The following is a 14,422-nucleotide window of genomic DNA, read 5'->3' on the forward strand; positions in this document are numbered from 1 at the left end:
CATGCGCGAGGGTCTGCCGGGCTGCGGACGGTGGCGACTTCCTAGGATCGTTGTGGTTGCGTCGCTGACGGGATTGGCGGCCGGGTGCTCATCCGGCGGGATGCGGATCGGTGGCCAACCCCTTTTCGCCGGCTCCACCGCTCAGCCGGCCAACGGCGCGATCGAGTCCACCGACCTCCAGCCGATCGCCGGGCAGACCCCTGCCGGCGGCGTGATCAGCACGCCGTCGAGCCTGCGCGATCGCGGCTGGAGCGTGGAGGGGGCGCCCATCGTCGAGGTGAGCTCCAGCGACACCGCCGCGACGCTGAGCCAGGGCTTCGGCGTGCCGGTCAGCGTGATCCTCGAAGCCAACAGCCTGACGAGCGCCGATCAGGTGCGCCCTGGCCAGCGCCTCGTCATTCCGACCTACGTCTACCGCGACACCCCTGCGGGCTACACCGATCCTACCACGAGCGAAGATCCGACGCAGAAGGGCGCCACCCCGGCGGCGCCCACGGTGGTGGCCGCCGGCCCCGGGACCCCGCCGACGACGCTCAATCAGCAGGCCGCCAATCTGTCCACCGCGAGCCGCCACGTGGTTCAGCCGGGCGACACGCTCTATTCCATCGCGCGGATGTATCGCGTGCCGACGGAAGCGGTGGCCAAGCTCAACAATCTGCCGCCCGACGGCACCGTGAAGGTGGGCACCACCCTCGCCATTCCCGACGCGGCCAAGCTCGCCGGCAACACTCAGGTCGCCGCGCTGCCGCCCGAGCAGACGCCGAGCGGCGTGATGACCGACGCCAACCCGCCGCTCGACGAGAAGAAGGCGGTCGAGAAGGCGGCGCCGCCCAACGTCGCGGCGACGACGCCGCCCGCCGGCGCCAACGGGGCCGCCTCGGACGGCGCGGACGGGTTCCGCTGGCCCGTGCGCGGCCGCATCATCGCCGGCTTCGGCCGCCAGTCCGACGGCGCCCGCAACGAGGGGATCAACCTCGCCGTGCCCGCCGGCACCCCGGTCCACGCCGCCGAGGCCGGCACCGTGATCTATGCCGGCAACGAGCTCGAAGGTTACGGCAACCTCATCCTGGTGCAGCACAAGGACGGATGGGTGTCGGCCTACGCCCACAACGAGTCGCTCAAGGTGTCGCGCGGCGACCAGGTGAAGCGCGGTCAGATGATCGCGAGCGTGGGCAAGTCCGGCTCGGTCGACCAGCCGCAGCTCCACTTCGAACTGCGCAAGAACTCCAAGCCGGTCGATCCGCTGCCGCACCTGTCCGGCGCCTGAGGCGCCGGCGGCACGGCCGGCTCAGCGGGCGGTGAGATGCGTTCCCGTCCGCCCCGCCAGCTCCTGAACGAACTGCCAGGCGACGCGGCCGGAGCGTGATCCCCGCGTCGTCGACCATTCGAGGGCCTCGCGGCGCAGCGCGTCGGGTTCGGTCGGAATGGCGAAGGCGTTCACATATCCCTCCACCATCGACAGATACTCGTCCTGCGAGCAGCGATGGAAGCCGAGCCACAGGCCGAAACGGTCCGAGAGCGACACCTTCTCCTCCACCGCGTCGCCCGGATTGATCGCCGTGCCGCGCTCGTTCTCCACCATGTCGCGCGACAGAATGTGGCGGCGGTTCGATGTCGCGTAGAAGAGGACGTTCTCCGGCCGCCCTTCGACGCCGCCGTCGAGCACCGCCTTCAGCGACTTGTAGGAGGTCTCGCCCGCATCGAACGAGAGGTCGTCGCACAGGATCAGGAAGCGATGCGAGGCGGGGCGCAGCAGCCCCATCAGCGCGGGCAGGCTCGCGATGTCCTCGCGGTGGATCTCGACGAGCTTCAGCCCCGGGATCGAAGCGTGCACGGCCTTCACGAGGGAGGACTTGCCCATACCGCGCGCCCCCCACAGGAGGGCGTTGTTGGCGGGAAGTCCCTTGGCGAAACGCTGCGTGTTGTCGATCAGGCGGTCGCGGTTGGCGTCGATGCCCTTCAGGAGGGTGAGGTCGACGCGGCTCACGACGGGAACGGGAGCGAGCACGCCCGTCTCCGCCTGCCACATGAAGGCGTCGGTGACGGTGAAGTCGGGCACGGGGCGCACGGGCGGGGCCCAGCGCTCCAGGATAGCGATCAATGCGTCGAGGCGCGCGACGAGCTCGTGGTCGGACATGAAAGGGCCTTGTGGCAGTCGGTCGAATAGGACGGCGCTTCGCGGCGGATCGTGTCGATCAGCGCGCGATGGCGGGCAACCTCGTGGATGCGGATATAGTCGACGCGGCGGCTGAGGAGGGCGGCGGAGATCGCCAGCGTCACGTCGCCGCGCTCGGCAGCCGGCCGGCTCGTGAAGAGCTTCAGGAACGACTTGCGCGAGTGGCCGATGAGGATCGGTCGGGCGAGAGCGGTGAAGGCGTCCGGATGGAGCGCCAGCCAGAGCGACTGGGCGGCCGTCTTGCCGAAGCCGAGGCCGGGGTCGAGGATCACCCGGTCGCGTGCGATGCCGGCGCGCTCCATCAGGTCGAGCCGGGCGGCGAAGAACTCCATCAGCGTGGTGAGGACGTCGGCCCCCTCGGGCAGGAGCACGGTGGGGTCCACCGGCACCTTGAGCGAGTGCATCAGGACGAGCCGCCCGTCGCTGTCGGCGACGACGGCGCGCATCTCCGGGTCGGCGAAGCCGGTGACGTCGTTGATCCAGTCGACCCCCGCCGCGAGGGCCAGACGCGCCGTCGCCGCGTTGCGCGTGTCGACGCTGATCGCGACGCCGCGCTCGCGCGCCGCCGCGAGGATCGGCGACAGGCACGGGCCGAGGCGGGCCCATTCCTCTTCCGGATCGAGGGAGGTGGCGTTGGGGCGCGTCGATTCGGCGCCGATGTCGACCACGTCGGCGCCTTCCTCGATCATGGCGAGGGCATGCTTCACGGCCGTGCGATGGTCCACCCGATTCTCGGTTTCGGAGAAGGAATCCGGGGTGACGTTCAAAATGGCGACGAGTTTCGTCATGTGGACCTCGCGGCAAGGAGCTCGGCAACCGTGCGGCCGTCGATGGGGTGGCGCCAGTGCGGCGCGATCTCGGCCCACGGCGCCAGAACGAAGAGCCGGCTCGGGACGCCGGCATGGGGAATCTCGATCCCGGGCGCCTGAATGACCCGGTCCCCATAGGCGAGAATGTCGATGTCGATATAGCGCGGCGCCCAGCGCGGCGCGGCGCGGCGCCCGAGATCGGCCTCGATCTGCTGCGTCGCCGCCAGGAGCACGGCGGGGGCGCACGTCGTGTCGATCGAGATCACCTGATTGAGATAGGGAATGTCCCAGTCGGGCGGGGCGCCTTCGGGCAGGAGCGCCGGGGTCTCGTGGCGGCTGGAGCGCTCGACGACGGCAATGTCCGGATGGGCGTCGAGACGGGCGATGGCGCCGTCGAGGAGCGCATCTCGATCCCCGAGATTGCTGCCAAGGGCGAGATAGGCGCGAGCGGGGCAGGGCATCCGAGAGTGGGGTATCCTTCGCGAGGAACGGGGCGCGGGGCGGCCGCGGCATCGGGGTCGCGGGGCAGTGGGGCGCGTCCCGAATACCGGCACCGGCCGCCACGCTCGCCTTCTTGCCGCCTGTTCCGCTCCATTGCAATCGCCGGAAGCGATCATATAGAAGGAGGGCCCGCGCGGCGCGGTGGGCAACCGCCTACCCGACGACACGCGCCAGCACAAAAAAAGGTTGCCCCATGTTCGTGACTGAGGCCTACGCTCAGGCTCCCGGAGCAGGTGGCGGCGCAAGTTTCATCATCCAGCTCGCGCCCTTCCTGCTGATCTTCGTCATCATGTACTTCCTCATCATCCGCCCGCAGCGGCAGCGGATGAAGTCCCACCAGGCGATGATCGCGGCGCTGAAGCGCAACGACACGATCGTCACCGCCGGCGGCATGATCGGCAAGATCACGAAAGTGGTGGACGACGCCGAGGTCGAGGTGAAATTCGGCGAGAACCAGCCCGTGCGCATCGTGCGCTCCACCATCTCCGAGGTCCGGGCGAAGCCCGAGCCGGCAGCCAACGACTGATGCTTCACTTCGCCCGCTGGCAGATCGTCGGCATCATCGGTGTCATTCTCCTCGGCGTTCTGGCGGTCGTGCCGAACCTCGTGCCGAAGAGCTGGCTCGACACCTGGCCGTCCTGGCTGCCGCATCAGCGGATCGTGCTCGGCCTCGACCTGCAGGGCGGCGCGTATCTTCTCTACCAGGTCGACCGTGACGACTACATCGAGAAGCGCCTTCGCTCGATGACGGGCGAGGTGCGCAACGCGCTGCGCTCCGAGCCCCGCATCGGCTACACCGGCCTCGGCGTGGTGGACGGCGGCGTGCAGGTGCGCATTCGCGACGCCAGCCAGCTCGAGGAGGCGCGTGACCGCCTGTCCGGCCTCACCAACCCGCTCGGCCAGTCGCTGTTCGGCTCGCCCGCGGTCGAGGAATTCGCCCTCACCGAAGGCTCGGACGGCCTGTTGCGCTTCACCTTCACCGAGGAGGGTCTCGCCCAGCGCATCCGCTCCATCGTCGATCAGTCGATCGAGGTGGTGCGGCGGCGTATCGACGAGCTCGGCACCACCGAGCCTTCGATCCAGCGCGAGGGAGAGAACCGCATCCTCGTCGAGGCGCCGGGCGGCAACCCGGAGCAGCTCAAGGGCCTCGTCGGCACCACGGCGCAGCTGACCTTCCACCTCGTCGACACCAACGTCGACCCGCAGCAGGCGCTGCAGACCCGTCCGCCGGCCGGCTCCATGGTGCTGATGGGCTCGGAGGACGATCCCTACGATCCCGGCCGCGCCTATGTGGTGGAAGAGAGCCCGCTTCTCACCGGCGAGGATCTCGTCGACGCCCAGCCGGGCTTCCAGCAGCAGACCAACGAGCCGATCGTGACGTTCCGCCTGACGACGTCGGGTGCGCGGCGCTTCGGCGAGATCACCTCGCAGAACGTCAATCGTCCGTTCGCCATCGTGCTCGACGACGAGGTGATCTCGGCGCCGGTGATCCGCGAGCCCATCACCGGCGGCTCGGGGCAGATCTCCGGCAGCTTCTCGGTGCAGAGCGCCAACGACCTCGCGATCCTGCTGCGCGCCGGCGCGCTGCCCGCGGCGCTCACGCTGGTGGAAGAGCGCACCGTCGGGCCCGGCCTCGGCGCCGACTCCGTCGCCGCCGGCGAAACGGCGTCGATCGTCGCGGCGGTGCTCGTCGCCGCATCGATGATCGCGGTCTATGGTCTCTTCGGCTTCTTCGCCAACGTGGCTCTCGTCACCAACGTGGTGCTGATCCTGGGGCTTCTGTCGCTTCTCGGGGCGACGCTGACGCTGCCGGGTATCGCCGGCATCGTGCTGACGATGGGCATGGCGGTGGACGCCAACGTGCTCATCTACGAGCGCATCCGCGAGGAGGGCAGGGCGGGCCGCTCGCCAATCCTCGCCATCGACGCGGGCTTCTCCCGGGCCTTCGCCACCATCCTCGACGCCAACGTGACCACCCTCATCGCGGCCGTGATCCTGTTCCAGCTCGGCTCCGGCCCGGTGCGCGGCTTCGCCGTGACGCTGGCGATCGGCATCCTTACGACGGTGTTCACCGCCTTCCTGTTCACGCGGATGATGGTGGCGTTGTGGGTACGCCGCCGCCGTCCCTCCGCCATTCCGATCTGACGCCATGAAGCTCTTGTCCCTTCCCACCGACACGAAGATTCCCTTCATGCGCTGGCGCAAGCCGGTGATGCTGGGGGCGCTGGTGGCCGTGATCGCCTCCATCGTGCTGTTCTTCACCGTCGGCATGAACTTCGGCATCGACTTCCGCGGCGGCACCGTCGTGGAGATGCGCTTCGAGAAGCCGGTCGACATCGCCGAGCTGCGCTCCGAGATCGGCGATCTCAACTTCGGCGACGTGCAGATCGTGGAGTTCGGCCAGCCGACCGACGTGATGGTGCGCGTGGCCGAGCAGCCGGGCGGCGACGAGGCGCAGCAGCGCGTCGTGATCATGCTGCGCGAGCTCTACGACGAGGAGGCGGAGTTCCGCCGCGTCGAGGTGGTCGGGCCGCGCGTGTCGGGCGAGCTCGCCGAGGCGGGCATCATCGCCGTGGTGGTCGCCCTCCTCGCGATCATGGCCTACATCTGGCTGCGCTTCGAATGGCACTTCGCCGTGGGCGCCGTCGTCACCACCGCCAACGACGTGTTGTTGACGCTCGGCCTCTTCTCCGTGACCCAGCTCGACTTCAACCTCACCTCCATCGCGGCGGTGCTGACGATCGTCGGCTATTCGCTCAACGACACGGTGGTGGTGTACGACCGGTTGCGCGAGAATCTGCGCCGCTACAAGCGCATGCCACTGCCGGAGCTGATCGACCTGTCGATCAACCAGATGCTGTCGCGCACCCTGATGACGTCGGGCACCACGGTGCTCGCCCTCATCGCGCTGGCCGCGTTCGGCGGCGAGGTGATCCGCTCCTTCACCATCGCCATGATCTGGGGCGTGGTCGTCGGCACCTTCTCCTCGATCTTCATCGCCGCGCCGATGCTGATCACGCTCAACATGCGGCCCGGGCGCACGTCCGGCACCGCCGGCAAGGGTTCGGACGCCGACGGCGACGAGGCGGACGAGCCGCAGCCGGCCAACGCCTGATGGCCGGCGGCCTCGTCATCCGCGACGCCCACTATCCAGGCCGGGCGCCGATCGATGCCTATGGCAACGGCGGCTTCCGCTTCGCCGAGATGAGCCATGTGGGCTCGATCCTGTGCGTGCCGTCGGGAATCTACGGCTGGGCTCCGGCCTATGCGGGCGAGGTCGACGCCGAGGCGCTCGCGCGGGTGATCGCCGAGCGTGAGGAGATCGATGTGCTGCTCCTCGGCGTGGGGGCGATGCCCGCTCCGCCGCGGCCCGACGCCGTCGCCGCGCTGCGCGGCGCGGGTGTGCGCTTCGACACCATGACCACCGGCGCCGCGCTGCGCACCTTCAACGTGATGATCGCAGAGGAGAGGCGGGTCGCGGCGGGCCTCATCGCCGTCGACTGATGAGCCTCGACGAGACCGTCCGCCAAGGCGATCGGACGGCCTACCTCGCTGCGCTCTTCGCCCCGCCCGAAGCGCGCGGGGCGCTGATCGCGCTCGCCGCCTATCGGCTGGAGCTCGCCCGCGTCGTCGCCATGGGGGTGGAGCCGATGGCGGCGGAGATCCGGCTCCAGTGGTGGCGCGACGCGATCCGCAACGAGGGCTTCGGCGAGGGTGCCTCGGTGCCGCTGGTCACGGCGTTGCGCGAGGCGGCGGCGCGTTATCGCTGGCCCATCGACACGCTGTGCGGGGTCAGCGAGGGCTATATCCACGACCTCTACGCCGACCCCTTTGCCGACCGCGACGCGTTCGACGGCTATGCCGGCGAGACGCGTGGGGCGCTCGTCCAGCTCGCCGCGATGGCGCTCGGGGTGGAGGCGCTCGGCGAGGCGGAGGGCCTTGCCGCGGCGCGTACCGCGGCGGTGGCGGCGGGCTATGCCGGGGTGGCCCTCGTCGCCGCCGAGGCCGCGCTCGCAGTGGTGCCGGAACTCACCCGCGGCCGCTCGATGATCCCGGCCGACGCCTTCGAGGACGCGGCCGGCGCTCCCTTGTCGGCGGTGCTGCCCGAGGGGGGCGCGACGCTCCCGGACGCGGCGAAGACGGCGGCGGTGCGCGCACTGATCGATCACGGTTTCGCGGCCGAGCAGGAGATGCGGCGCCATCTCGGCGGTGTCGCCGCCGAAGTGCGGGCGGCATTCCTGCCGGCCCTCACCGCGCGGCTATCGCTGGAGCGGGCCGCCCGCCGGCCGCTGGCGCCGCGCCCGCCGGGGGCGCTGGCGCTCCAGCTCGCTCTCTGGCGCGCCGCGCGCCGCCTCTGAGCGCCGACAACGCCGACTGGCCGCGTCAGTAGCGCTGGCGGACGTAGCGGCCCGGTGCGGCCTCGATGGCGTTGAACACGGCGCCGCCGGGCTTGCGGCCCGGCACGCGCTCGCCGCTGCGATGGGCACCCAGCCACTCGTGCCAGATCGGCCACCACGAGCCGGGGGTCTCCTTGGCCGTCTCCATCCAGTGCTTCAGCGTGCCGGAGGCGTCGCCGCCGGTCCACACCTGGTACTTCTTGCGCGCCGGCGGGTTGACGATGCCGGCGATGTGCCCGGAGCCGGTCAGCACGAACTCCGCCTCGCCGCCGAGCAGCCCGTTGCCCTCGAACACGGAGAGGGCGGGGGCGATGTGGTCCTCCCGCGTCGCCACGTTGAACACCGGGATGGTGATGTCCTTCGGCGAGACGGCCACGCCGTCGAAGATCAGCTCGCCCTTGGCGAAGTTGTTCTCCAGGTAGAAATTGCGCAGATAGTAGGCGTGGTTCGCCGCCGGCATCCGCGTGGAGTCGGAGTTCCAGTAGAGGAGGTCGAAGGGGAAGGGATCCTTGCCCTTGATGTAGTTGTTGACGACGTAGGGCCAGATGAGGTCGTTGGCGCGCAGCATGTTGAACGCCGAGGCCATCGCCGCGCCGTCGAGATACCCCTTGGCGCGCATCTTGCGCTCCAGCGCCTCGAGCTGCTCCTTGTCGACGAAGAGCTTCAGGTCGCCGGCGTGGCGGAAGTCGATCTGGGCGGTGAGGAAGGTGACCGAGTTCACCCGTGCGTCGCCCATGCGGCGCATGTAGGCGAGCGAGACCGCGAGCAGCGTCCCGCCGACGCAATAGCCCACCGTGTCGAGCGTGTCGGCGTCGGCCGCCTTGAGGGCGGTGTCGATGCCGAAGAAGATGCCCTCGCGCATGTACTCGGTGAAGTCCTTGTCGGCATGCGTCTCGTCGGGGTTCACCCACGAGATCATGAACACGGTGTGGCCCTGCTCGGTGAGCCACCGCACCATCGACTTCTCCGGGTTGAGGTCGAGGATGTAGAACTTGTTGATCCACGGCGGGACGATGAGGATCGGCTCCTTGGCCACCGTCTCCGTCGCCGCGTCGTACTGGATGATCTGGCAGAGTTCGTTCTCGGCGATCACCTTGCCGGGCGTGAGCGCCATGTTCTCGCCGACGCGAAACTGGTTCGGGTCGGTTTGTCGCAGCCGCAATTCTCCCTGCCCGCGGGCGACGTCCTCGGCGAACATCTTCATGCCCTTGGCGAGGTTCTCGCCCGAGCGCGATGCGGTCTCGCGCAAGAGCTCGGGGTTGGTGAACACGAAGTTGGAGGGGGAGAGGGCGGCCGAGAGCTGGCGCACGTAGAAGGCGGCCTTCTGACGCGTGTGCTCGTCGAGGTCGTCGGTCTCCTGCACCAGCCCTTCGGCCCAGCGCGTGGTGATGAGATAGGCCTGCTTCAGAAAGTCGAAGAACTGGACGGTGGACCAGTCGGTGTCCCTGAAGCGCTTGTCGCCGGGCTCCGGTTCGGCCACGGGGGAGGCCTCCTCACCCGCGAGACGCCGCATGGCGAACGAGTAGAGGCTCATCCAGTCGTTGGCGAGGCGGGCCTGCGCCTCGAACGTGCGCTTGGGGTCGGCGAGCCAGTAGTGGCCGACGCGCGAGAGGGTGCGCATCCACTCGGTGATCTCGTCCGAATAATCCGCCTTGATCTCGCCCTGTTGCACCGGCTTGGCGTAGGCCTGCAGCGCCTCGTTGGCGTGCTCCACCATCTTGGCGAGGTTCTTGGCGAACGCCTCCGGGTTGTCGATGATATAGTTCAGAACAGGGTCGCGTGGTGTGTCGACGCTGCCACGTTCGTCCATGTTCCTGGTCCTCCTAGGGTCCCGATGTGTGGCCAGCAGTTTCCTTCGTGGCGCACTCGTGGGACGTGAGGGATCGGTGGCCGAATGTCCAGTGGTTAAGTCATTGGTTGCGATTGTCGTGCGTTTCTAGAGCGCCGATCCCGCCACGCCGCGAACATTGAGGGAGACGTTAGTTTGTTGCGCTCATCACTTGCAACGTCGGTCATCGCGACCCTGGCGCTCGTGGCCTGCAGCGCCGATCCCGGCGCGCCCCTCATTCCGACGCCGGAGCGCATGGCCTCGGTCTCTCCCTCGCAGGTCGCCCCGGTGCGGGCGGACGGCTTCCCCAACATCCTCGCCGACCCGGCGACGGCGCCCGGCCTGGTGCGCCCCGCTGCGCGCAACGAGGCGGATCAGGCGGATCTCGAGGCGCGCGGCCGCCAGTTGGCCGCCGCCACCCGGGGTCTCGCCGGGCCGAGCAACGCGGCGGCCCTCGCCGCGCGCGGCCGCCAGCACGTCGCCGACGCCAAGCGCGAGATCGAGGCGGGGGCGCGGCCCCAGGAGGAGGCGCCGCCGCCGTCCGAGGTCGAGATCCCGACGGGCTCGGAAAAGCCCGAATCCCTTGCCGAGGAAGCCGACCTCGACACCACCGACCCGGTGCGCAAGGTGGCTCCGGACTTCATGGAGCCGCCCGACATCGGGCCTTCTTTCGACGACGGCCTGCTTGAACAGCAGGACGACTAACCGTATTGGCAAGTCCCGTTCGGAGTGTTGCCCGATGCAGAATTTCCATAAGATCCGCCGCCTGCCACCCTACGTCTTCGAAGAGGTGAACCGGCTCAAGGCCGCAGCGCGTGCCGAGGGGGCCGACATCATCGACCTCGGCATGGGCAATCCCGACCTGCCGACGCCGCAGGTCATCGTCGACAAGCTGGTCGAGACCGTGGCGAAGCCGCGGACCCACCGCTACTCGGCGTCGAAGGGGATTCCGGGTCTGCGCCGCGCCCAGGCCGCCTACTACGACCGTCGCTTCGGGGTGAAGCTGAACCCCGACACCGAGGTGGTGGCGACGCTCGGCTCCAAGGAAGGCTTTGCCAACATGGCCCAGGCGATCACCGCGCCGGGCGACGTGGTGCTGACGCCGAACCCCTCGTACCCGATCCACGCCTTCGGCTTCCTGATGGCGGGCGGCTCGATCCGCTCGCTGCCGGCCGAGCCCGGGCCGGACTTCTTCCGCGCGCTGGAGCGGGCGGTGGTCCACTCGGTGCCGCAGCCGATCGCGATGGTGCTGTGCTATCCGTCGAACCCCGGCGCCTACATCGCCGACCTCGACTTCTACCGCGACGTGATCGCCTTCGCGAAGAAGCACGAGATCTTCGTGCTCTCCGACCTCGCCTATTCGGAGATCTACTTCGACTGCGCGCCGCCGCCCTCGATCCTGCAGGTGGAGGGGGCGAAGGACGTCGCCGTGGAGTTCACCTCCATGTCGAAGACGTTCTCGATGCCGGGCTGGCGGATGGGCTTCGCCGTCGGCAACGAGCGCCTGATCGCCGCCCTCGCGCGGGTGAAGTCCTATCTCGACTATGGCGCCTTCACGCCGATCCAGGTGGCGGCGGCCGCCGCCCTCAACGGTGGTGACGAGCCGATCGTGGAGATCCGCGAGACCTACCGCAAGCGGCGCGACGCGCTGGTCGACGCCTTCTCGCGGGCGGGCTGGGACATTCCCTCGCCGGCGGCCTCGATGTTCGCCTGGGCGCCGATCCCGCCGGCGATGGCGCATCTCGGCAGCCTCGAATTCTCCAAACGCCTTCTGGAGGAGGCGCACGTCGCCGTGGCGCCGGGCATCGGCTTCGGCGAGCACGGCGACGGCCACGTGCGCATCGCCCTGGTGGAGAACGAGCAGCGCATCCGTCAGGCCGCCCGCGGTCTGAAGCGCTTCCTCGACAACCACGCCGCCTCCAATGTCGTCCCTCTCAACGCGGCGGTCCGCTGATTCAGTGACTTCTCTCAAGATTGGCATCGCAGGTCTCGGCACGGTCGGTGCCGCGACCATCAAGCTGCTCCACGCCGAGCCGACCCATGGCGGCTCGGGACGCAACATCGAGGTGGCGGCGGTCTCGGCCCGCTCGCGCGACCGCGATCGCGGCGTCGACCTCTCCGGCGCCACCTGGTTCGACGATCCGGTGGCGCTGGCGACGAGCGACATCGACGTCTTCGTGGAGCTGATGGGCGGGGCCGAAGGGTCGGCGCTCAAGTCGGTGGAGGCGGCGCTTGCCGCCGGCAAGGCCGTGGTGACGGCCAACAAGGCGCTCCTCGCCGCCCACGGCATGCACCTCGTGACGCTTGCCGAGGCCTCCGGCGCTCCGCTCCTCTATGAGGCGGCGGTGGCCGGCGGCATCCCGGTGATCCGCACCGTGCGGGACGGTCTCGCCGGCGTGCCGATCAAGAGCGTGCTCGGCATCCTCAACGGCACCTGCAACTACATCCTGACGCGGATGGAGAACGAGGGGCTGACCTTCGACGAGTGCCTCGCCGAGGCCCAGCGGCTCGGCTACGCCGAGGCCGACCCGACCTTCGACGTCGACGGCTTCGACACCGCCCACAAGCTCGCCATCCTCTCCTCGATCGCCTTCACCACCGAGCTGCGCGCCGACGGCGTGTCGGTGGAGGGCATCCGCGGCATCGAGCCGGCCGATCTGATGGCGGCGAGGGAGCTCGGCTTCCGCATCAAGCTCCTCGGCATCGCCACGATGACGGAGGACGGCGTGGACCAGCGGGTGCATCCGACGATGGTGCCGCTCGGCTCGGCCCTCGCCGAGACGTCCGGCGTCACCAACGCGGTGTCCATCCGCGGTCCGGCCTTCGGCGAGCTCGTCCTGTCCGGTCCCGGTGCCGGCGGCGACGCGACGGCGAGCGCCGTGGTGTCCGACCTCACCGACCTCGCCCGCGGTCTCGCGCCGACGCCGCTCGGCCGCCCCACCTCGGCGCTGATGCCGTTCAAGAAGCCCGAAGCGGGCGGCCACCGTGGTGCCTTCTACGTGCGCCTGCCGATCGCCGACCGCGCCGGCGCCTTCGCCGCGCTCGCCCAGCGGATGGCCTCCGAAGGCATCTCGCTGGAGCAGATCGTTCAGAAGACGCCGCATCGGCCGGACCATCTGCCGCCGCTCCAGGAGCAGACGGTGGTGCTCGTCACCTACACCACCGACGAGGCGGCGCTGAAGCGCGCCCTCAAGGCGATCGCCGACGACGGCGTGATCGTCCGCGCCCCTCACGTGATCCGGATCGCCCAGACGCTCTGATCACCCGCGGGACGCGCGGCCGCGTCCCGCGTCCCGCGTCGCCGCCGGCCCGCCTGCGCGCCGTGCGCGGGCTCTGCCGCGCGAATCACCGCGCGCGCGGCGAGCCGGCCGCGGACTGAGGATTCCGCACCGGTCGGGTCCGGATTTTTTCGCTGGTTGAAGCAAATCAGAGCCATGCTCAAGTTGTGTGCGTTGCGCCGACAATAGAGCACGCCTAAAGAACGGAAATTGAGCAAATATTATCATTTTGTGTCAGCGGATGGTGCCAAAGACGTCAGCATTTCGGCAAGGCAGCCGTACCGTCTTGGGTGAGCGGATGGCGTGTTATTGCTTGCACGCGAACGGCTTGCGCGTCAGAAAGGAGCCGTCCTGCCAGCCGGAGTGTAAGCCACCCCATGACCGAAGATCGTACTCCCAAGGGCGCTCTCGACCGCGTCCTCACCGTTGAGGTGATGCGCGTGACCGAGCGCGCCGCGGTGTCCGCCGCCCGTTTGCGCGGCCGGGGTGACGAGCGTGCCGCCGATCAGGCCGCGGTCGACGCGATGCGACGCGAGCTGAACCGCCTTGCCATCGAAGGCATCGTGGTGATCGGCGAGGGCGAGCGCGACGAGGCGCCGATGCTCTACATCGGCGAAGCCGTCGGTGCCGGCGGCCAGCGCGTCGACATCGCCCTCGATCCGCTCGAGGGCACGACCTTGTGCGCCAAGGATATGCCGAACTCGCTGGCGACCCTGGCGCTCGCTTCGGGCGGCGCGCTGCTCAACGCGCCCGACGTCTACATGGAGAAGATCGCCGTCGGCCCGGGCTACCCCGACGGTATCGTCGACCTCGACATGCCCGCCGACGAGGCCGTGCGCCGTCTCGCCAAGGCGAAGGGCGTCGACGTCCACGAAATCTCCGCCTGCATCCTCGACCGCCCCCGCCATGCCGATATCATCGCCGCCGTGCGTTCCACCGGTGCCGCGGTGCGCCTCATTGGTGACGGCGACATCGCCGGGGTGATCCACACCACCAACCCGATCGAGACGGGCGTCGACATCTACATGGGCACCGGCGGCGCGCCGGAAGGGGTGCTGGCGTCGGCGGCGCTGCGCTGCATCGGCGGCCAGATGCAGGGCCGGCTGATCCTCAAGACCGACGAGCACAAGGCGCGCGCGGAGCGCATGGGCATCATCGATTTCGACCGCGTCTACTCCCACGAGGAGATGGCGAAGGGCGACGTCTACTTCTCCGCCACCGGCGTGACCGACGGCAACATGCTGCAAGGCGTGCGCTTCTACCCCGATCACATCACGACCGAGACCATCGTGATGCGCTCCTCCACCGGCACGGTGCGCACCATCAAGGCGAAGCACACCGACTTCTCGAAGTTCATTCTCGACTGATCATGCCGAGACGGGCGGATGGACACTCCTCCCGATCGCGACGCAACGGGGGCGCGGCCGAGCATC

The 14,422-nt window shown here is 69.2% G+C and carries 14 protein-coding genes; 10 read left to right on the top strand and 4 right to left on the bottom strand.

The annotated features are described in order from the left end of the window. Nucleotides 1-100: 100 nt before the first annotated feature. On the top strand, nt 101-1,267 hold the full coding sequence (locus JCR33_RS12530) for a peptidoglycan DD-metalloendopeptidase family protein (protein ID WP_198882420.1): 1,167 nt from the start codon (nt 101-103) through the stop codon (nt 1,265-1,267). 21 nt (nt 1,268-1,288) lie between these two features. On the opposite strand, the gene JCR33_RS12535 is transcribed toward JCR33_RS12530, so the two are convergent. The 3 genes from JCR33_RS12535 to folK are packed head-to-tail and all read right to left on the bottom strand — an operon-like array spanning nt 1,289 to nt 3,446. Beyond that, nucleotides 1,289-2,137: an ATP-binding protein gene (locus tag JCR33_RS12535; RefSeq protein ID WP_198882421.1), complete on the bottom strand. Its 849-nt coding sequence runs from the start codon at nt 2,135-2,137 to the stop codon at nt 1,289-1,291. Continuing rightward, nucleotides 2,098-2,964, bottom strand: a complete 867-nt coding sequence (gene folP / locus JCR33_RS12540) for a dihydropteroate synthase (protein WP_198882422.1) — start codon at nt 2,962-2,964, stop codon at nt 2,098-2,100. The genes JCR33_RS12535 and folP overlap by 40 nt, the downstream gene beginning before the upstream one ends. Then, on the bottom strand, nt 2,961-3,446 hold the full coding sequence (folK, locus tag JCR33_RS12545; RefSeq protein ID WP_198882423.1) for a 2-amino-4-hydroxy-6-hydroxymethyldihydropteridine diphosphokinase: 486 nt from the start codon (nt 3,444-3,446) through the stop codon (nt 2,961-2,963). Before folK ends, folP begins: the two co-directional genes overlap by 4 nt. A 233-nt stretch (nt 3,447-3,679) precedes the next feature. Between folK and yajC the strand changes: the two genes are divergently transcribed. From yajC to JCR33_RS12570, 5 genes are read left to right on the top strand one after another with little or no spacing between them, the layout of a single operon-like run. Further along, complete coding sequence (gene yajC, locus JCR33_RS12550; RefSeq protein WP_198882424.1) at nt 3,680-4,012, top strand: preprotein translocase subunit YajC; 333 nt, start codon at nt 3,680-3,682, stop codon at nt 4,010-4,012. After that, nucleotides 4,012-5,631 (top strand): protein translocase subunit SecD, encoded by a 1,620-nt coding sequence (secD, locus tag JCR33_RS12555; protein ID WP_198882425.1) that lies wholly within the window; start codon nt 4,012-4,014, stop codon nt 5,629-5,631. Before yajC ends, secD begins: the two co-directional genes overlap by 1 nt. Nucleotides 5,632-5,635: 4 nt before the next feature. Beyond that, nucleotides 5,636-6,601, top strand: coding sequence for a protein translocase subunit SecF (secF, locus tag JCR33_RS12560; protein WP_198882426.1), 966 nt, complete (start codon nt 5,636-5,638; stop codon nt 6,599-6,601). Continuing rightward, nucleotides 6,601-6,990: an Mth938-like domain-containing protein gene (locus JCR33_RS12565; RefSeq protein ID WP_198882427.1), complete on the top strand. Its 390-nt coding sequence runs from the start codon at nt 6,601-6,603 to the stop codon at nt 6,988-6,990. The genes secF and JCR33_RS12565 overlap by 1 nt, the downstream gene beginning before the upstream one ends. Then, nucleotides 6,990-7,844 carry a squalene/phytoene synthase family protein gene (locus tag JCR33_RS12570; RefSeq protein ID WP_198882428.1) on the top strand — a complete coding sequence of 285 codons (855 nt, stop codon included), beginning with the start codon at nt 6,990-6,992 and terminating at the stop codon, nt 7,842-7,844. The genes JCR33_RS12565 and JCR33_RS12570 overlap by 1 nt, the downstream gene beginning before the upstream one ends. Before the next feature lie 25 nt (nt 7,845-7,869). Here the strand turns inward: JCR33_RS12570 and JCR33_RS12575 are convergent, their stop codons facing one another. Continuing rightward, nucleotides 7,870-9,693, bottom strand: a complete 1,824-nt coding sequence (locus tag JCR33_RS12575; RefSeq protein WP_198882429.1) for a PHA/PHB synthase family protein — start codon at nt 9,691-9,693, stop codon at nt 7,870-7,872. A gap of 174 nt (nt 9,694-9,867) precedes the next feature. Between JCR33_RS12575 and JCR33_RS12580 the strand changes: the two genes are divergently transcribed. From JCR33_RS12580 to glpX, 4 genes are all read left to right on the top strand, one after another. After that, on the top strand, nt 9,868-10,416 hold the full coding sequence (locus JCR33_RS12580) for a flagellar biosynthesis protein FlhF (RefSeq protein WP_198882430.1): 549 nt from the start codon (nt 9,868-9,870) through the stop codon (nt 10,414-10,416). Nucleotides 10,417-10,450: 34 nt separating this feature from the next. Continuing rightward, nucleotides 10,451-11,665: an LL-diaminopimelate aminotransferase gene (locus JCR33_RS12585; protein WP_198882431.1), complete on the top strand. Its 1,215-nt coding sequence runs from the start codon at nt 10,451-10,453 to the stop codon at nt 11,663-11,665. Nucleotides 11,666-11,669: 4 nt separating this feature from the next. Further along, nucleotides 11,670-12,971 (top strand): homoserine dehydrogenase, encoded by a 1,302-nt coding sequence (locus JCR33_RS12590; RefSeq protein ID WP_332461177.1) that lies wholly within the window; start codon nt 11,670-11,672, stop codon nt 12,969-12,971. Nucleotides 12,972-13,366: 395 nt separating this feature from the next. Next, on the top strand, nt 13,367-14,356 hold the full coding sequence (glpX, locus tag JCR33_RS12595) for a class II fructose-bisphosphatase (RefSeq protein WP_198882433.1): 990 nt from the start codon (nt 13,367-13,369) through the stop codon (nt 14,354-14,356). Nucleotides 14,357-14,422: the final 66 nt, after the last annotated feature.

The organism is Acuticoccus mangrovi (genome assembly GCF_016411865.1).
Lineage (GTDB): Bacteria > Pseudomonadota > Alphaproteobacteria > Rhizobiales > Amorphaceae > Acuticoccus > Acuticoccus mangrovi.